Below are 19,598 nucleotides of genomic sequence, written 5' to 3'. Positions count from 1 at the left end.
GTGGTTTTATTATTTTCGTTTACTTAACCGTAATTGTTGGATCCCAGTAAAAGTAACCGTACAGAATCTGTTTGTTACTGTCATTCGGATCTAAAATGTAAAGCCCAAACTGTACATAGAAGTTCTCTTTTCCAGTAGATCTTACTTTGGAGTCAATACTAGCAAAGCTAATATCTGCAGAGGTGGCAGGAAGGCCGTTTAAAGAATTTACATCTGGTACAGCGGCTTGCTTTCTTCTCACAGAATTGTATACGAAATTATTAAAAACCTGATCACCTGACCAGTATTTAATATTATAAATAATAACTGCGTCATCCGAATTCTGATAGATTGAAGTTCCTCTGAAAGAAACTGTATCTCCGGCTCTTGCACTGAAATTGAGGTCGGCAGAACCTTGCCCTGAGATGGCATTGGCATTTGAAACAATCATATGCTGGCTGTTATGGTCAATTCCTACAGGTTTATTTGGATCCGTACTGGGGCTTTTATAATTTGCTCGTACATAATCCGTGTCAATTACGATCAGGACATCTATTGCCTGACTCGATGATTTAAGTGTTACGTCGTCCATGATATTTGGTTTTAGTTTGGTGTTTCTTACTCATTTGGCTTTTCAGATTCTGCCCCGTTATTAAAGTGATTCCGGCTTCACGTTGTTGTGGTTGTAATTACTATACAAATGTACATTGCTGAAATTGAATATATTATGGTACAAATGCTGAAATTAGCGATTAGGTATTTGTACGTAATTAATCTCTTTTTAGTGACTTGTTTGGATTTAAACAAAAAATACCCTGAAAAGTTTTACTTTCCAGGGTACCCATTTTATAATGGTTAAATCTAATTCACGTTAAAAAGAAACCTCATTCACCTCTTTTCCTCTTTGGAAGTTCATTGTTTTCTGGCTGCCCTTATAGGCAATATTCACCAGATTGATCTGCTTAGGAAAAGCGCTTAAAAGGATCGTATTTTTAATCTTTAAGGTATTGATATCTGAAACACCTCCGGTTTCAAAATATACCCATACAGTTTCTCCACTGACCTGACTTCCTGTGAAGGTTATCGTTTTAGGAGCCCCATTGACAAATACATCAAAATTATTGTTCACATATTTTTTTACTTCTGCTTCAAATCCGGCCGTGTTAGGGTTGATCTTTATTGCATCAGAGATGTGGCTTGTATTCATTTTTGTGGTAAACTTCAATGTCTTGCTTCCATCAACATAATCCACTTTGGTCATTGAAGAGAAAAAGTCTACATACATAAAACTCATTAACACAAAAAATGTTAAAATTCCTGATATATATAAAAGTTTTTTCATCTTAATTAATAGATTTACAATCATACTTGTTCGTTATAAGTCACAAATAATATGCCAATTAAAAATTTACATTCACAGAATATTTATCATAGAAGGCTTTAATATGTGCTACAGCCTCGTCAGCGGTATCTACCACACGATAAAGATCCAAATCATCTTCAGCAATCATTCCTTCTTTCAATAAGGTTGCTTTGAACCAATCTAATAATCCTCCCCAGAACTCGCTTCCCACCAGAACAATTGGAAATTTTCCTATTTTGTTGGTTTGAATAAGAGTCATTGCTTCAGTAAGCTCATCCAATGTCCCGAAACCGCCTGGCATTACTACAAACCCCTGAGAATATTTTACAAACATTACTTTTCTCACGAAAAAGTAATCAAAATTCATAGAATAGGATTTATTGATGTAAGGATTAAAATGCTGTTCAAAAGGAAGATCAATATTCAATCCGATAGATTTTCCTTTGGCGTTGAAAGCTCCTTTGTTTCCAGCTTCCATAACACCCGGACCGCCTCCGGTGATGATTCCGAAGCCTATTTTGGTAATCTTTTCCGCAATATCGACAGCCATTTCATAGTATTTGTTCTCCGGTTTCAGTCGGGCAGAACCAAATATAGAAACACATGGACCAATCTTGGCCAGTTTCTCATAACCGTCTACAAATTCAGCCATGACCTTGAAGACCATCCAGCTGTCTTTAGCGATTGTTTCGTCCCAGGTTTTTTGTCTGAAACTGTTATGTAGTTTTGTTTCGTTAACGTCAAGTTCCGGATTTATTAAACTTTCATCCCTAATTCCATCAATTTCCATTGCAAAATTTTATTTAAAGTGTTTTTCGGCTTCTATTACAGATGAAGGTCTTCCGACATCGATAAGAATACTGTTGTGTACAAAACCGTGTATATGCTCGGTCTGCATCAGGTCCAGATATTCTTCCATAACAGAAAATTTGCCTGTTCTTTTTATTTTTTCGAAGATCTTAGGATTGATACAATGAATTCCGCTGAAAGCAAGAGCTTTAAAGCCTTTGTTGAATTCCGCCAGCCTTTGTTCACCAGTTTGTACGTTTAGCCAGCCTCTCAAAACCATATCATCATTGAAAAGAAGTTTTCTCGAGCTTTCCCTGTCGGAAACCGCTAAAGTAGCAAAATCTTTTATCTTTTTGTGGTATTCCACCAACGCATTGACGTTCAGGTCGGTGAGAATATCCGCATTCATGATTAAAAAATCTTCTCCGTGATCAAGAAATTTTCTCGCAAAAATCAAGCCACCCCCTGTTTCAAGAAGTTCGTTGGTTTCATCAGAGATTTCAATCCTGCATCCGAAATTATTGTTTTTATTTAAGAAATCAACAATCTGATCTCCAAAATGATGAATATTGATCACAAAATCCTTTATTCCGAAACTTTTCAGGTAAGTGATATTTCTTTCCAGAAGCGGAATTTCGTTTACTTTTGCCAACGCTTTCGGATGGTGATCTGTAAACGGTTTAAGTCTGGTCCCCTTTCCTGCTGCGAAAATTAGAGCTTTCATTTTTTTATAATTGATAAATGATAGTTGATGAATGATAAAACTTTTATAATTAATAAATGATCATTAAAATAACAGTGAAAAATAATCATTTATCAATCATCGCTTATCTTTTATGAATTCAGTTGTGGTTGTTCATCATGGTGAAGGGTTATCTCAGTTCCTTCAGGATATTTTTTCTGGATAAATTCGGCGATTTTTATAGCGGAATATACCGATCTGTGCTGTCCGCCCGTACATCCGAAGTTAATCTGCAGATGTTCAAATCCTCTTTCAAGATAGTTGTCAATATTTATAGAAACAAGGGATTTTACCAATTCTAAAAACTTTGGCATGTCCGTTTTTGTTTCCAGGTATTCCTGAACTCCGATATCATTTCCGGTCTGAATTTTATATTCTTCAATTCTTCCGGGATTTAAAATTCCACGGCAGTCAAAAGCGAAACCTCCGCCATTTCCTGAATTGTCTTTAGGAATTCCCCCTTTCTTGTATGAAAAACTGTGTATCTCGATGTGTAGCATATTCTTTTTTAATTTTTTAAACCATTAAGGTTTATTTAGTTTTTAAGGTAAGTTAAGATTTTGATAAATCAAAATTTAGTCAGGAAGTTCTTTAAAAAAATCATTAATAAAGGGTTTCATTGACTTTGTAATATTGTTCGTAAAAAGTTAATAAGAAGACCTTGTGGCTTTTTAAGAACTTTCATGTAAGTGAGTAGTTGTGCCTCATGTATTGGTAAAACTTCTTCTACAGCTTTTAACTCTTTAATAATTGTATCATTGACGAGGAGATCTACAACAAGCTTTGTTTCAATTTCTATCCCTTCATAATTGATGGGGAAATACAGCTGCTGTTTAACATCATAACCATTTTTAATAAGCTCAATTTTTAAACATTCTTCATAGACACTTTCAAGGAGACCAGGACCAAGAGCCTTATGGACTTTAATAGCAAAGCCTGTAATTTCATATGACAGTTGGGTAATTTCTTTTTTGGTCATAACCTTAATATTCTTAATGACTTAAAGCTTTCTTAATGGTTTAAATTTATAATTTCCTCAATTTTTTGCTTTGCTCTGTCTGATGTCAGCTGCTGAATTACTTTTTCCAGTTCCGGGTAATTTTTCATTTGCTCCCATGAGTTAGCAAATTGTGTAATATTCTGAATTCCTTTTTCAAGGCTGGCCATAAAATGCTGCTTTCTCTGAATCAAACCACGGAATCCATAAGCTCCCAAAACCTGTAGAAATCTCATCATCTGAATAGGCATCACCGCATCTTTTAGTTGAATTCTTGTTTCAGGATTTTCAAACTGCTGAATATAAAATTCCAGCATTTCCTGTTTGAAGTCTTCGGTGAAGTTGGCTTTAGCCTGAAAAAGAAAAGAGATGACGTCGTACATTAGCGGGCCCTTCATTGCAGACTGGTAATCGATGAAAGAAACTTCATTCTTCTCATTTACCATGATATTTCTTGCCTGGAAGTCTCGGATCATGATTCCTTTAGGCTCAATGTTTTCAATGAGTAAAGCAATCTTTTTGAATTCCTTTAAAAGTGTTGATTTGTTGTATTCAAGCTCCAGGACATCTGCTGCAAAGTTTTTAAAATAATAAAGATCATGAATCACAGGAAGTTCATCATAACTTTCGTATTCAAAGGTTTTTGAAAAATCAATTTTCCCCAGTGTCTGTGTCTGCATTTGGAAAAGCCTTTCTAATGTCTGCTGTACCAAAGATCTTACAATAGAAGATTGCTGTTCTTTGGTAATGATCTCCGAAAGGGTGTACTGTCCCAAAAATTCCTGGATGTACATTTTTCTGTCATCAGAAACAGCAAGAATAGAAGGGGTATTGAGTTTCAAATTTGAAAATACCTCGGAATAGTAAAGAAAACTTTCATTTTCCTGGATATTTTCATTATAGGTGATGATGTATTTTTCAGTGCCGGCAGTGGCCAGGAAATTTACCCTCGCAGAGCCGCTTTGAGCTAATGTGACGAATTCGGAAGATTTTTTACCCAAATGGTTTTCAAAAAATCGTTTTGCGTTTTCAGAAGTCATAATATGGAAACAAATATACTAAATTAACATGAGTTGGGAATTATAGTTTAAAGAAGTGAGAATGTGAAAGGAAGAGACCGCTATAATGAAGGAATAAAAGAAGAGTTGAATATTTATTTTACTGCATGTTTTAAAGAAAATTTTTCAGTATTATACACACAATCGCAGGATTTGATTGGTGTTTTTTAAGTTTCTTGATTCAAATTCAGGATATTACAGGCTAATTTTTATCTTTGCAGAATGCTGAAAGACTTTAAACCTGTTTTAGGTATCTTATTGCGTTTCATTATTATTTACCTGGTACTGCTTTTTGCTTATCAGTTCTATCTGAATAGCGGTAAAGATTCCGGGTTGGATTCTTTTTCAAGAATAATTGCCAATCAGGTGGCTGCCCTGCAGAATACCATAGGGTATCCTACGGAACTTTATGATGATGTAAAGAATGAGCAGGTTTGGTTTTATGTAAAACAACGGTATGAGACGAGAATGGTGGAAGGCTGTAATGCTGTTTCTGTTATCATTCTGTTTGTTTCTTTCGTTTTTGCTTTTTATAAAGGAATGAAAACCTTTGTCTTTGTTGGGGCAGGGTTGATTATCCTGTACATCATGAATCTTCTGAGAATTGTAGGATTGAATATCGTCATGACAGATCATAAGGAATACGGTAAAATGTTCCATGATTTTATTTTTCCTGCCATTATTTATGGAACTGTCGTTGTACTTTGGCTGGTCTGGATTAAATTTTTTGCTTTAAAACATGAAAATTCTTAGTTGGCTTCTGGTTATCACAGGAATCTGTGGATTGATAGGGGTAAGGATTCTGGAGAATACTCTTTTTTATGATCCTTTCCTTGATTACTTTCATGAGGCGAATAAAAATATTGAATTCCCTGCATTTGAATGGGGAAGACTGATTGGCGGACATTTATTTAGATTTGTTTTAAATCTTTTGTTTTCCTGCCTGATCATTTATGGTTTCTTTAAAAACAAGCAATGGACATTGCAGGGTGCCGTAATGATGGTTATTGTGTTTATGATCTCTCTTCCGATTTACCTGTACTGTATTCATGATAAATTCGAAATTGGATATCTTTTTTCTTTTTATATGAGAAGATTTGTGATCCAGCCATTGATTATACTGCTGATTGTCCCAATGTTTTATTACAGAAAGCAGATGATGAAAGAGGGTAGATAAGTGAATTTATCTATTCTATGGTATGTTTATCTACACTCGTTACATTTTCAGGAGTCCATTCTACCCGTTTGATAAAATCTTTTTCGCGGACAGGACAGTCTTTAATCTGGCATACCGGGCATGAAATCGGTTTGCAATCATCCATATGGAAATTGAACTCAATACTGCGTTTCATGTTTTTGGCAAGAAGGATAATTACCTTTTCCATTTCGCTATGAGCATCACGAAGGTCATAATACCAGGGAAGTGTAATATGGGCATCAATATGCAGTGAAGAACCGAATTGCTGTATTTTCATATTGTGTACATCAATCCATTCTATTTGTCTGTTTCCTTCAAGAATTCTGATGACCTGATTTAATATTTCAGGATCCTGCTCATCCATAATACCACTTAAAGATTTTCGGACGATTTTATAGCCTACAAAGATGATATAAAGCCCAAAGCTTAATGCTACTGCAGAATCCAGCCAATAAATTTTGGTGAAGTAAACAATAATTAAACTGACAACTACTCCAAGAGTGGTAATGGTATCGGACTGAAGGTGTTTTCCAGATGAGATAAGCACCAGAGAGTTTTCTCTTTCTCCTTTTTTTATAGAAATATATCCCAATAGATAATTGATAATTGCCGTGGCAGCAATAATCCATATCCCAAGATCTATTTTGCTCAGAGTTTTTCCTACAATAAGGCTGTGAACTCCCTCGTAGATAATCATGACGCCGGCAATAGCAATAAGAGCTCCTTCAATACCGGAAGTTACAAATTCTACTTTTCCGTGACCGTATGGATGGTCCTCATCCTTAGGCTTGGCCGCAAGGTGAAGGGAATAAAGTCCCATGAATGCACTGATGACATTAACAATACTTTCCATGGCGTCGGAAAATACAGCATCGGAATTGGTGAGTTTCCAGGCAATAATCTTTCCGATAAAAAGGATAACTCCAAACACTGCAATAAGTTTTTGGAATCCTATTTTCTCTTTGTGGGTATTTTTCTGGGTGTTCATATAGAGTTTGATAAAAAAAAGAATCTCAATTTTGAGACTCTTTTTTATTTTGTTAGTTTATACTAAGTTGTTTGCTACAAGGTATTCTGCAATTTGTACAGCGTTTGTTGCTGCTCCTTTCCTCAGATTGTCAGCTACGATCCAGAGGTTGAGTGTTTTGGGCTGTGACAGATCTCTTCTGATTCTTCCTACGAAGACTTCATCTTTTCCTTCCGAATATAAAGGCATCGGGTAGTGGTTGTTTTTCACATCATCCATTACAATAACACCAGGAGTTTCGGATAAAATTTTTCTTACTTCATCCAGTTCAAATTCATTTTCGAATTCAATATTTACACTTTCAGAATGTCCTCCCTGAACCGGAACTCTTACAGCGGTTGCTGTCAAATTGAAGGTATCATCTCCTAAGATCTTCTTAGGTTCCTTCATCAGTTTGATCTCTTCTTTCGTGTAGTCATCATCAGAAAATACATCACAGTGTGGCAATGCATTTTTGAATATCTGATAAGGATATACTTTTTCGATAGAATCATCTCCGCTGATTTCACCGTTTAATTGGTCTACAGCAGCTTTCCCTGTTCCTGTTACAGATTGGTAGGTAGAAACAATTACTCTTTTTAAATCATATTTTTTGTTCAAAGGTCCTAGAACCATTACCAATTGAATGGTAGAACAGTTTGGATTTGCAATGATTTTGTCTTCTTTTGTCAAAACATCAGCATTGATTTCAGGAACGACCAATTTTTTATCAGGGTCCATTCTCCATGCTGAAGAATTATCAATTACTGTGATTCCTGCTTCTGCAAATAAAGGAGCGAATTCAAGAGAGGTAGAACCACCCGCAGAGAAGATTGCAATATCCGGTTTGGCAGCTATAGCGTCCTTCATGCTTACGATGGTAAATTCCTTCTGTTTATACTTCACCTTCTTGCCTACAGATCTTTCGGATGCTACCGGGATTAATTCTGTTACAGGGAAGTTTCTCTCCTCCAAAACTTTAAGCATAACTTGTCCAACCATTCCTGTTGAACCTACTACAGCTACTTTCATTGATTTAATTAAAAATTTAAGATTAAACTATTTATAAATTATAACACATATAATTTCTTTATCTTTTTTAAGCCCCAAAGACTCTTAGCCAAGGGAACGCGAATGCAAATAAACCTGCTGCAATCAGCCCCATAAACACTACTCCTAAAGAAATAGTATCATTGGATTTTATTTTTTTGTTGACAATAGTCATCAAAACTGCTGCAATTAACATCGAGAACGGATGCTCCACAAATGTTTGTCTGCTGTAAGGATCTTTCATTAATGTCCCTGCATCTAAAGCAGCCTTGAAGCCTGGAGAAAATATGAATAACAAGCATATTCCTAATAAAAACTGAACGTGGAAGAAAATCATTGTGAAGAGCGTCGTCTTCTTCAAAAATTTGTTCACTTTTCCACTGAAGCCAAACATGGTAGCTAAAAGTGCAATGATAAATAATGCAACTAAAAGAAGCTCTAAATAACCGAATCCTTTGTGTGCACTAAGAAAAATCTTGTAAAAATCCATAATCCTATTTTTTTGTACACAAAGATAACAAAAATCCCGGCTCAAAGCCGGGATTGATATTTATAAAATCTAATATTGTGATATTATTAGAAGTTGAATGATAAGGTTGCTGCCCAAGTAGTTCCGAATCCGAAATAAGCACGGTTACCTGTTGCGATACCATTGTACATTCTACCAGCTTCTTCATACGTTTTTCCTTTGTCAGGATCATTGTTTGCTGTGATTTTATCTGTTCCGAAAATACTTGTAGCAGAGTCAGAAATATAAATTTTATCAAACAAGTTATAAACGTTAGCACCAATAGTGAAGTACTGAGCTTCGTTCTGTAATCTGATTTTGTAAGAGAAACCTACATCGAATAAGTTGAAATCAGGTAATTTTAATACTCCTTTTTCCTGAGCTGAAATATTTGTGAATGTTCCCGCATCAATAGTAGAATAAAGCTTACCTACATATCTCCAAGTTCCAAAGATATTAAGATCTTTTACTGGTTTTACAGTAAGTCCTAATGATGCAGTCATCTGAGGAATACTGTTGTTACTTGAACCTCCTACTTTTACTTTATCTAAGTATAGTTCGCTTCCTGATGAACCAGCTAAAGTAACAGGATTGTTGTTATCATCGAAAGAAGCTACACTAGCATTTCCTTTGTAATAGTAATCTCCCCAAGAGAACATCCCTTGAATTTCTAAGAAACGGTTTGGTTTGTAAACTCCGTCAAATTCTACTCCCTGGTGAACTTCAGTAATACCATTGATTTCAGAATAACCTGTAGTAGTAGAACCGTCAGCTAAATTGAAAGTTTGGCCTGTTTTTCTTAACCATCTGTCTTTCCACTGTGTTCTGTATACGTTAACATTTGCAGTGAATTTTGCAGATCTGAATCCATATCCAATTTCAGCAGAAGAAATTTTTTCGTTAGTTAGATAAGGATTAATAAGCTGCTGGTTACTTGGGTAAACAGTGTTAAGGAATGGCTGCTTGCTATAATAACCTAAATTAGCGAAAACGTTATGTTGCTCATTGATGTTATAGTTAGCACCCCCTTTAATGTTATATCCGAAAATATTTTTAAACCCTGTTTTCGTGTTTACTGTTTGTCCTTTTAATGTGCTTCCGTCTACTACGTAGTTATCAATTCTCTGATAACCCTGGTTAGACACGGAACCTTGTAAGAATGCAGATAGATTGTCTTTGTTATATTCTACCTGTGCAAATCCACTGTACCAAAGTACTTCTCCGTCATTGCTGTATCCTACCTGATCTTCAGCTGGAGCTAGTTTTCCTCCGAAAGGATTCCAGGTAAGTTTCTTATAATCATAAAGAGTATTTACGATTCTTGGAGCAGGTAAGTTTTTGTTAGCATTATCTTTGTATCCTGCAGCTCCATAAAGGTCTGTAAGAACCTGATAGTGGTAACCATAGTAATATCTGTCATCTGTACCTATTGAGAAGTTCCAGTTGTCATTGATTTTGTGTTGGAAGTTAGCTAAGATACCATACCAGTTGTGAGAGTTGATATTTGATCTACGAACCAAAGTACTTCCTGCACCTGCGGTATTTAAGTTAACGGCTGCGTTAGCTGCAAAAATAGCATCATAGTTAAAGTGACCTGCTGTATCATAGAAGTCAGTCATTCCTTTTCCGCCTACTCTACCTAAGTCACCTGTTCCACCACCTCTACCGTTAGACATGTATAAAACTGTACTTAATTTAGACTTTTCACTCATAGTCCAGTCCCAGTTCAACATCATTACCGGCTTAGCATAATAATTTGATCTGTTTGCTAAAGCAACTTTGTTCCCGTTAGCATCAGTATAATATCCAAAGTCTGAATTGTATCTTCTGTAAGGAGATCCGTCATGATCCGGGTTATAGTTGATGTAGTTTTGAATTGTTGGAGCAAAAGTCCTTTGATCGTGCCACTGAGGAGCAGAAGTTATTGTAAACTGTAAGTTATGTTTTTTATTGATTTCATAACCTAATGCAAAGAAATATGCATAAGATTCATAATCTGTATTTTCAATATAAGTACCTCCAGCTTGTCTGCTCATTAAGAATGATGCAGATACACCATCTTTAGATTTTCCTGTATTGTAAGAAAATGAAGTTTTTAAATAATCATTGTTACCAACACCTAATCTGATTACCCCTCCTCTTTTCATATCAGCAGAACGGGTAAGGAAGTTTACTGTACCTCCTACAGAAGCAATAGCTAATTTAGAAGAACCTAAACCTCTCTGAACTTGTAATGTACTTGTTACATCAGATAAACCAGTCCAGTTTGAGAAATAAACAGCACCACCTTCCATATCGTTAACTGGCATACCGTTTACCATTACAGCGATGTTTCTAGATTCGAAACCTCTGATTGTAAGACCTCCATCACCAAAACCACCTCCGGATTTTGTAGCGTAAACAGATGGAGTAGTGTTCAAAATCTCAGGTAACTCTTGGTTACCCAATCTTTCTGCAAGTTGTGCTGCTTTAATGGTAGAAGCAGCAACAGGTGTTTTTCTATCTTTAGCGATATCCGTAACACCTCTTAAGATTACCTCGTCAATATCTTTGGACTTAGTCTGCACCGTGTCCTGAACTTGTTGAGCGTAATAAACACTAGCTGTAGATAATGTAATAACCGCAGTTAGTATCGATTTGTTGATTAATTTCATAATCGTTAGTAATAGTTAGATTTAATTTTCTGCAAAATTCGCAAAATAAAATTTAACTATTATTAACTCAATGTTAATTTTTAATCAGTCTTAATAATGTTAATGTGTTAAAAATCAGTATTATGGCTAAAAATTGAATTTTTATATGAAAAAAGTCATGTTATTGAATTTCTAACAAAGTGGGGGTGTTTTTGTTAAAAATTCAACGCTATTTCACTGCTTTGAGACTCAAATCTATATTCTCAGCAGAGTGTGTAAGGGCTCCTACAGAAATAAATGTTACCCCTGTTGAAGCAATTTCTTTAAGCATATCACGGGTAATTCCGCCTGAAGCTTCAGACTCACATGAGCCGTTGATCATTTTTACCGCCTGCTTCATGGTATTTACATCCATATTATCAAGCATGATTCTGTCAACCTTTGCATTGATGGCTTCGCGAACTTCTTCAAGGTTTCTTGTTTCAACCTCTATTTTTAACTTTTTTTTGTTCTTTTTAACGTAATCCTTGGCCATTGCCACTGCATTGGTGATGCTTCCATTGTAGTCGATATGGTTGTCTTTCAGCATAATCATGTCATAAAGACCATATCTGTGATTGGTTCCTCCACCTATCGCAACCGCCCATTTTTCACACATTCTGAAGTTAGGAGTTGTTTTTCTTGTATCTAAAAGTTTGGTTTTTGTACCTACTAATCTTGAGTCCCAGTCGTGGGTAAGCGTAGCAATACCGCTCATTCTCTGCATACAGTTAAGAACGAATCTTTCAGTGGAAAGAATAGATCTTGCACTTCCTGTTACCATAAGTGCTACATCTCCAAATTTACAAGGAGCTCCGTCTTTAATGAAAACTTCCACTTTCAGATTTTTGTCAAAAGTCTTGAAAATGATTTCTGCTAGCTCAACACCTGCAAGAATACAGTTCTGTTTTACTAAAAGCTTAGCACTTTGCACAAGATCCTTTGGAATGGTAGACAAGGTAGAGTGGTCTCCATCCTGAATATCTTCTTCAAGAGCGTTTTTTATAAATGACTTTAATGCTTTATCTGTTACGTATGCTGGTCTTTTCATTTTGTGATGCTTTTAGGCTAAATCTTTATTATAGAATGCCCCCTTATTCTCCGTCATTTCCATAGACTGGGTAATGATGAGGTAGGCAACGGTTGTTAAGTTTCTTAATTCTGATAATTGAGGAGAAAGGATAGAGTAGTGGTAAATTTCATCCACGGCAGCAGCAATTTCCTGATGTTTCTGGAGTGCCATATTCAGACGTTTGTTACTTCTTACAATACCTACCAGGTCGCTCATCATTTCCTGAAGCTGCTTTCTGAGATAGCTTACGATTACCATTTCGTCCATGATTTTCATTCCTTCTTCATTCCATTCCGGAACGGCTTTCAGATCATCAAAGTTGAAACTGTTTTCATTCAGAAGTTCTACGGTTTTCATGGCAGCATTGTGCCCGAAAACCAAGCCTTCAAGTAATGAATTGGAAGCAAGTCTGTTGGCTCCGTGAAGTCCTGAGTTGGTACATTCACCCACAGCAAAAAGATTTCTGATAGAGGACTGTCCGTCTCTGTCAACTTCAATACCTCCCATTAAATAATGGCAGGCCGGTACAACGGGAATTAATTGAGTGAAGGGATCAATTCCTTCGTTTCTGCATTTTTTATAAATATTAGGGAAATGTTCTAAGAATTTTTCATGGTTCATTTCCTTACAGTCTAAACCAACAAATTCGTCTCCGGTAATTTTCATTTCGGCGTCGATGGCTCTTGCAACGATATCTCTAGATGCTAGTTCTTCACGTTCATCATACTTATGCATGAATTTTTCGCCCCTTTTGGTTCTTAATTTCGCTCCGTCTCCACGAACTGCTTCCGAAATTAGAAACAACATTCCGTCCATTTTGCTGTACAGAGCTGTTGGGTGAAACTGATAATACTGCATATTGGAAACCTTTCCTTTCGCGCGGGCTACAAAAGCAATTCCGTCTCCTGTAGCAATGGTGGGGTTGGTAGTGTTTTTATAAACATGTCCTGCACCTCCTGTTGCAACCAGTGTTATTTTAGAAGTAATTTTTTTGATAGTCTTGGACTTTTCATCCAGAATATATGCTCCATAGCAATGAATATCTCCTTCGTTGAGTTCTTTTCCGGGAACATGGTGTTGTGTAATGATATCAATTACATAATGATGGTCAAGAATTTCAATATTTGGGCTGTTATTGGCTGTTTCCAGCAAAGCTCTTTCAATTTCAAAACCTGTAATATCTTTGTGGTGTACGATTCTGTTTTCAGTATGGCCTCCTTCTCTTCCTAAAGCGAATTTGCCGTTCTTCATGTCAAATTGGGCCCCCCATTCTACAATTTCTTTAAATCTTTTTGGAGCTTCCGTAACGACCATTTCTACGACATCGCGTTTGTTCTCACCGTCTCCGGCGCGCATAGTGTCTTCAATATGTTTGCTGAAATTATCATTTTTAGAATCTGTAACTACAGCCAGACCGCCTTGTGCATATTTGGTATTGCTTTCGTCTTCGTCAGATTTGGTTACGATAATGATTTTGGCATCAGGGAGCTGTTCAGAAACTTTAATGGCATAGGAAAGTCCGGAAATGCCGGAACCGATTACTAATACATCCGCTTTTATCATATGCTTGCTTTAGGTACAATCGCTTTAGAACGATTAAATAAATTTAAACAATTTTTCGTTTGGTTTCCTTACTTTTTTCATGTGCTGAAAATGGTCTTCTTCAGAACGGTAGCCTAAAGCGAGGGTAACGGTTACTTTTTCTGTTTCGGGATTGATATTCAGAATTTCTTCTATAAGATCCTGGCGGAAACCTTCCATAGGGCAGGAGTCTATATTTTCAATAGCGGCGGCATACATAAGATTGGCCAATACTATATAGGATTGTTTTTCTGCCCAGTTGAAGATTTCATCCTCTGTTTTCTGGGTGATGTGCTGATTTATACTGTTTCTGAAAGGATCCAGTTTTTCAACAGGAGTATCTCTTACTTCAGAAATATGATTAAAATATCCCCGGATATAGTTCTCTTCAATAATTTTCTTTGAAATAATAACGATAAGATGAGAACAGGTGGAAATCTGAGAAGGATTATAGAAAGCCGGAATCAGTTTCTGCTTCATTTCTTCACTCTCAACAATCACAATTTTATAGGGCTGAAGTCCCAGAGAACTGGCAGACAGCTTTCCTGACTCAAGAATATTGTAAAGGGTTTCCTGAGGAATAATCTGATGATTGAATTTTTTTACAGAATATCTTCTGCTTAAAGCTTCCAAATAATTCATAGGACAAATTTAAGAATTGAATATGAATAAAGAGTCTTTAAAATGAAATATCTCCGCCCTGTTAATACAAAAAATCACCCTGGCTGGCAGGGTGATTCTTTTGATGTGATGGAAAGTGTAATTATTCTCTGTTTTTTACAACAATCCAACCTGAGAATTTTATCGGAGTACTGTTTTTATTATTTTCATTCCATGAAACAGAATACCAGTAATTTCCTGTAGGAACTTTTTTACTTCCATTAGTGGTACCTGCCCATTTGTAGCCATTGGTTTTATCGGCCTGGAACATTTTGTAGCCATATCTGTCGAAGATGCCTATTTCCAGATTCTGTTTATTGGCAAGTGCAGAATAATCAACAAAATCATTAATACCGTCATCGTTAGGAGTGATCACGTTGATCAGATTAGGTACTGTAATATTAACTTCAACAGGAGTACAATTATAACTGTCTCTTACGAATATTGTAGCCTCACCTCTGGCAATATTGGTAAAGATATTGGAATCCTGCCAGTTGATATTATCCATAGAATACTGGTAAGGTGGAGTTCCGCCATTGGCATACACTGTCACTGTGCTTCCTGAAATATCTACAGTAGTAACAACAGGATTATCGGAAGGATATACTGTCACTTTTTGTGTTGCAATACAATCTCCGGTTTTAAGTTTTACCCAATAAGTACCTACTCCCACATTTTTGATAGATTGAGTGGTCGCTCCCGTGCTCCATTCATAGCTTTTGAAACCAGCTCCTGCATCTAATGTGGTTGTATTTTCTATACAAATAGTCTGATCAAGTAAAGTTCTTGAGAAAACTGGAGGGATGACCGTTAATGTAACTTTAGCAATTGAATAACATCCGTTTGCGCCAAATACTTTAATGTAAATGACTCCGTTCGGAGCAATGTATGCCGCCGGAGTAGAGATTGCATTAGTTCCACTGATTGCATCTGCTAATGATGGGTAATATTCTTTTGTAAGTCCGCCTTGGGAAACGATGGCTCCTGTAAGATTAAAAGAGGCCATAGATGGATTGGTTTCTATAAAGCAGGATTTTATTTCGGTATCGTTGACAACCACAACAGGGTAAATGTTCAGCGTAACTTTAGCTGTACTTACACAACCCTGGGGAGTTGTTACCCTTACATATAGTGTAGCTGCTGCAGAAGCATAAGCTGAAGGGTTTGTAATTTTGTTGGTGTCATTATTAAGATCATATAATGTAGGATAGAATTCCTTTGTAACTCCGGCAACAGTTGTTACAGCAGCAGAATTAAGATCAAAGGTCGCTGTTCCTGCATTGTTGTTATTGCATCCGGAAAGGGTGGCGTCCGTTGCTGCAAAAGGAGTAGGGTTAAGCTGAATAACACCGTCACCATTATCACAAAGAGTGGAAGTAGGGTCTTTTATAACAACCTTGATGGTGGTATTTCCTGAATATTGGAAACTTGCAGGATTGGCAATAGGTGTAGAGCTGCCCAATACATAATAACTGAAAAGATAGTTTCCGGGATTATTCACAAATTGAGAGTTGAAAGAAGTAAGATCCACGACACCATTTCCGGTAGCGGGATTTGTACATACAAAAGGAGTTACCGTATTGCTTAAAATAGGAACTTTATCTACGAATACTTTAACATCTTTAATAGAATGTCTTGCGCTGGCACCTCCGGTTGCTGCAGAGAAACCGAAATATCCCTGTGACATTCCTACTGCACCTCCGGAAGGAGCAAAAGACTGATCTACGATAAGCACACCGTTGATTCTTACTTTGATGATCCAGTTTGTTGGGTTGGTAAGGTCTGTTTCTCCGTTTACTTCAACATGTCTGTAAGTATCTCCTACAAACGGTTGAGTAGCGATAAGATCAGGAGAATGGTATGTACTTCCAGGAGTAGTGTTGAATTCAATATTGTTACCAGCTGTATTATTGGTGCCATAAAGAATATGAACTTTACTCATCTGACCTTCCGTAGTGTTATTGAAAATATCAAAACCAACCATTAGCCCTGAAGCATTCGCCGGGATACCAAGTCCTCCTCCTGAAACGAATCCTGTGGGTGGATTGGCAAGATACCAGAAGGTAAAGCCATCTCCTTTTCCAAACTGAGTAGTTCCATTTCCGTCAATTCTGAAATCAAATTCCACTTTCCATTTATCACAATAGCTCAGGGTGATAGGTGTGGATAATTTTACAGCTCCATATCTGCTGGTCTGATCGGTTGTAAGCCTTACAAAGTCTCCGCTTACTACAGCATCAGAGACAAGGTCCCAGCCCGTTGTATTTACGGGGTTTCCGGTAAGTTGGTAGGTTTGCGAAAATAGGCTTCCCGGCAAGCATAATAAGATAGTCAGTACAAAAATGAGTATATCTTTTTTCATAGTGGATGGATTGTGATGTTATACTTTTTCTTAGAAATAAAATTGTTTTTTTAATGTTTGAATTGATCATAAAACAATATCTGATCCCAATCTCTGATTAAGCAGGTCTTGTTTTAATACCGAAACTACCCCAAATGAGGTAGTTTCTGATAGTAAAATTTATTCTCTGTTTTTTACCAATACCCAGCCTGAGTATTTAGTTTCAGTATTGTCTTTATTGTTTTCGTTCCATGAGATGGTGTACCAGTAAGTACCTGTAAGAACTTTTTTACCGGAAGCAGTTCCATCCCAAGTAAAGTTTCTCATCTTTCCGGCTTCATACAATTTATTGCCATATCTGTCGTAGACGATGAATACTAAGTTTTTTTTGTAAGCGAGTGCAGAGTAGTCTATGAAATCGTTTACGTTATCACCGTTCGGAGTGATGGCATTAATCAGGTTTGGTACAGTGATCTGAACTTCAACAGGAGTACAGTTATAGAAGTCTTTTACATATACTCTTACTTCTCCTCTTGCCAGTCCGGTGAATATGTTGCTGGTCTGCCAGTTGACTCCATCCAGAGAGAATTGATACTGAGGTTTTCCTCCTGCTACATTTACGGTGATCGTGTTGTTGTCAATATCAATGCTGGAAATCACAGGATTTGCAGATGCATTTATTTTTACAATCTGTGTCGTGATACAGTTGCCGGTTTTAAGCTTCACCCAATAAACACCTACTCCAAGGTCTTTAACAGATGAGGTAGTGGCTCCGGTGCTCCATTCATAGCCATCAAATCCAGGACCTGCATCCAGATCTGTTTTTTCACCAATACAAATGGTTTTGTCTTTCAGAACAGAAGAAGGAACAGGTGGTAATACAATAAGGTTGATTTTAGCAATATTAAAACATCCGTTGGCATCTGTTACTTTTGCGTAAACGGAAGTACTTGTGGATAAGTACTGAAGAGGGTTCATGATTTCATTGGTTCCATCTAAAGCATTAGCAATGGAGGTGTAGTATTTTTTTGTCACTCCAGAAGTTAATGTAGTGACATCAGCAGTGGTCAGATTAAAAATAGCACTGGTAATATTGTTTTCAATAAAACATGATCTGAGTGTGGCTTCTTTCACAGGTGTGTCAGGATAAAATGCCAGCGTGATTTTTGCCGAACCTGTACATCCCTGAGGAGTTGTCACTTTTACATACACGTCTCCCGGAGCAGATATATAGTTGCCGGGATTTTGAATCTCATTAGTATCTGCGTTGAGATCTGCTAACGTTTTATAATATTTTTTAACCGCTCCCAGAACACCTGTTACATTTGCTGTATTCAGGTTGAAAGCGGCCGTTCCGGCTTTGTTATTATTACATACAGTAATGGTTTTATCCTCGGCTTTAAAAGGAGCGAGAACGAGTAAGATTTTACCATCCGGATTATCACAGAGCAGTCCTGCATTATCTTTAATAACAACCGTAACTGTTGTATTTGTATTGAATTGGTAGTTGGCAGGGTTGGCAATAGGGATAGAACTTCCCAGTGGATAATACGTAAATGTATAATTTGAAGTATTGTTGACGAATTGCGAATTGAAAGATGTCAGGTTTACAGATCCATATCCGGTAGTCGGATTAGGGCAGAAAGACTGAGTAGCCGAGTTTTGTAAAATAGGAACTTTATCAGTATAAATTTTTACATTTTTAATAGAATGTCTTGATCTTGCACCTCCTGTGGAAGCTGAAAATCCAAAATATCCTACAGTCATTGCGGCAGCCGTTCCGGAAGGAGCAAAAGACTGATTACAGATTACATTGCCGTCTATTGTTATTTTTAATATCCAGCTGGTAGGATTCGCTGGATCTACCTGTGCCGTTACTTCAACATGCTTAAAGGTGGTTCCCTGAAAAGGCTGGGTAGTATTCAGATCTGGTGAATGGAAAGAGCTTCCTGCAACATTAAAGAACTCAACATTATTCGTATCACTTGTATTTTGAACTTGTCCATAAGCAACGTGAACCTTGCTCATTGTAGCGGTTGTAGTATTGTTATAAGTGTCAAAACCTACAACAAGGCCTACTGCATTTTGAGATACCCCCAGACCGGATCCCAATACGCTGGCGACAGGTGGATTGGCCAGATACCAGAAGGCAATTCCATCTCCGTTAGAGGTTTGGTTGGAATCCATTCTGAAATCAAATTCCACTCTCCATTTGTCACAATATTTTAAATTGATAGGGTCATTCAGTCTGATAGAACCGGATTGGTTGTTGGTATCCGGGGTAAGCTGAATAAAATCTGTGTTTACCTGAGTAGGGGAAACCATCGTCCATCCAGTAGTAGCCACTGGGTTTCCAATAAGCTGATAAGTCTGGGCAAAGGACTTCCCGGCTATACAAAGTAAAAAAACAGATAAATACAATAATAGATTTTTATTCATTTAAATGGGACTTTGATTAATGTGTAAAGATATTAAATCCCGATCAAACAATATGTATTTAATGTTAATTTTGTTAAAAAATTTAATTATTTTTTAATAAATCTTGTTTCTTCTGATGAAATGGTAAATATGAAGCTGGGGCT

At 36.8% G+C, this 19,598-nt stretch carries 18 protein-coding genes; 2 read left to right on the top strand and 16 right to left on the bottom strand.

Annotated features, from left to right (window positions below; genetic code table 11):
- Positions 1-19: 19 nt before the first annotated feature.
- The 7 genes from ACTJIP_RS15665 to ACTJIP_RS15635 all read right to left on the bottom strand — a co-directional run bounded on the left by ACTJIP_RS15665 (position 20) and on the right by ACTJIP_RS15635 (position 4,910).
- Positions 20-571 (bottom strand): inclusion body family protein, encoded by a 552-nt coding sequence (locus ACTJIP_RS15665; RefSeq protein WP_047380290.1) that lies wholly within the window; start codon positions 569-571, stop codon positions 20-22.
- 279 nt (positions 572-850) lie between these two features.
- Positions 851-1,321, bottom strand: coding sequence for a DUF6702 family protein (locus tag ACTJIP_RS15660; protein WP_228408605.1), 471 nt, complete (start codon positions 1,319-1,321; stop codon positions 851-853).
- Positions 1,322-1,379: 58 nt separating this feature from the next.
- On the bottom strand, positions 1,380-2,132 hold the full coding sequence (locus ACTJIP_RS15655; RefSeq protein WP_077413465.1) for a TIGR00730 family Rossman fold protein: 753 nt from the start codon (positions 2,130-2,132) through the stop codon (positions 1,380-1,382).
- A gap of 9 nt (positions 2,133-2,141) precedes the next feature.
- Positions 2,142-2,855: a nucleotidyltransferase family protein gene (locus ACTJIP_RS15650; RefSeq protein ID WP_077413466.1), complete on the bottom strand. Its 714-nt coding sequence runs from the start codon at positions 2,853-2,855 to the stop codon at positions 2,142-2,144.
- Positions 2,856-2,965: 110 nt separating this feature from the next.
- Entirely contained in the window at positions 2,966-3,373 is a 408-nt protein-coding gene (locus ACTJIP_RS15645) for a RapZ C-terminal domain-containing protein (RefSeq protein WP_077413467.1), read from the bottom strand.
- 116 nt (positions 3,374-3,489) lie between these two features.
- Complete coding sequence (locus ACTJIP_RS15640; protein ID WP_228408607.1) at positions 3,490-3,852, bottom strand: GxxExxY protein; 363 nt, start codon at positions 3,850-3,852, stop codon at positions 3,490-3,492.
- A 32-nt stretch (positions 3,853-3,884) separates the two neighbouring features.
- Positions 3,885-4,910 (bottom strand): aminoglycoside phosphotransferase family protein, encoded by a 1,026-nt coding sequence (locus tag ACTJIP_RS15635; RefSeq protein ID WP_077413468.1) that lies wholly within the window; start codon positions 4,908-4,910, stop codon positions 3,885-3,887.
- A 240-nt stretch (positions 4,911-5,150) separates the two neighbouring features.
- Between ACTJIP_RS15635 and xrtF the strand changes: the two genes are divergently transcribed.
- Both xrtF and ACTJIP_RS15625 read left to right on the top strand, forming a co-directional pair.
- A complete protein-coding gene (gene xrtF / locus ACTJIP_RS15630; protein WP_077413469.1) occupies positions 5,151-5,681 on the top strand; it encodes an exosortase family protein XrtF in 531 nt (176 codons plus the stop codon).
- A complete protein-coding gene (locus ACTJIP_RS15625) occupies positions 5,668-6,105 on the top strand; it encodes an exosortase F system-associated membrane protein (protein WP_077413470.1) in 438 nt (145 codons plus the stop codon). The genes xrtF and ACTJIP_RS15625 overlap by 14 nt, the downstream gene beginning before the upstream one ends.
- Positions 6,106-6,115: 10 nt before the next feature.
- Here ACTJIP_RS15625 and ACTJIP_RS15620 read toward each other — a convergent pair whose 3' ends face one another.
- From ACTJIP_RS15620 to ACTJIP_RS15580, 9 genes are all read right to left on the bottom strand, one after another.
- On the bottom strand, positions 6,116-7,114 hold the full coding sequence (locus ACTJIP_RS15620; protein WP_077413471.1) for a cation diffusion facilitator family transporter: 999 nt from the start codon (positions 7,112-7,114) through the stop codon (positions 6,116-6,118).
- Positions 7,115-7,171: 57 nt separating this feature from the next.
- Entirely contained in the window at positions 7,172-8,164 is a 993-nt protein-coding gene (locus ACTJIP_RS15615; RefSeq protein WP_077413472.1) for an aspartate-semialdehyde dehydrogenase, read from the bottom strand.
- A gap of 67 nt (positions 8,165-8,231) precedes the next feature.
- On the bottom strand, positions 8,232-8,672 hold the full coding sequence (locus ACTJIP_RS15610) for a hypothetical protein (protein WP_077413473.1): 441 nt from the start codon (positions 8,670-8,672) through the stop codon (positions 8,232-8,234).
- 86 nt (positions 8,673-8,758) lie between these two features.
- Complete coding sequence (locus tag ACTJIP_RS15605) at positions 8,759-11,344, bottom strand: TonB-dependent receptor (protein WP_077413474.1); 2,586 nt, start codon at positions 11,342-11,344, stop codon at positions 8,759-8,761.
- Between the two features lie 208 nt (positions 11,345-11,552).
- Entirely contained in the window at positions 11,553-12,413 is an 861-nt protein-coding gene (gene nadC / locus ACTJIP_RS15600; protein ID WP_077413475.1) for a carboxylating nicotinate-nucleotide diphosphorylase, read from the bottom strand.
- A gap of 12 nt (positions 12,414-12,425) precedes the next feature.
- Positions 12,426-13,997, bottom strand: a complete 1,572-nt coding sequence (nadB, locus tag ACTJIP_RS15595; RefSeq protein ID WP_077413476.1) for an L-aspartate oxidase — start codon at positions 13,995-13,997, stop codon at positions 12,426-12,428.
- A gap of 33 nt (positions 13,998-14,030) precedes the next feature.
- A complete protein-coding gene (locus tag ACTJIP_RS15590; RefSeq protein ID WP_440704822.1) occupies positions 14,031-14,657 on the bottom strand; it encodes an NAD(P)H-dependent oxidoreductase in 627 nt (208 codons plus the stop codon).
- A gap of 121 nt (positions 14,658-14,778) precedes the next feature.
- Entirely contained in the window at positions 14,779-17,037 is a 2,259-nt protein-coding gene (locus ACTJIP_RS15585) for a gliding motility-associated C-terminal domain-containing protein (protein ID WP_440704821.1), read from the bottom strand.
- A gap of 159 nt (positions 17,038-17,196) precedes the next feature.
- The gene (locus ACTJIP_RS15580; RefSeq protein ID WP_440704820.1) at positions 17,197-19,455 is read right to left on the bottom strand and encodes a T9SS type B sorting domain-containing protein; all 2,259 of its coding nucleotides are present in this window, start codon (positions 19,453-19,455) and stop codon (positions 17,197-17,199) included.
- Between the last annotated feature and the right edge of the window lie 143 nt (positions 19,456-19,598).

The sequence above is a fragment of the Chryseobacterium sp. 22543 genome, assembly GCF_052044565.1.
Lineage (GTDB): Bacteria > Bacteroidota > Bacteroidia > Flavobacteriales > Weeksellaceae > Chryseobacterium.
Note: the sequence above shows the minus strand (reverse complement) of the source record. Positions and strands in the feature narration are given on the sequence as shown.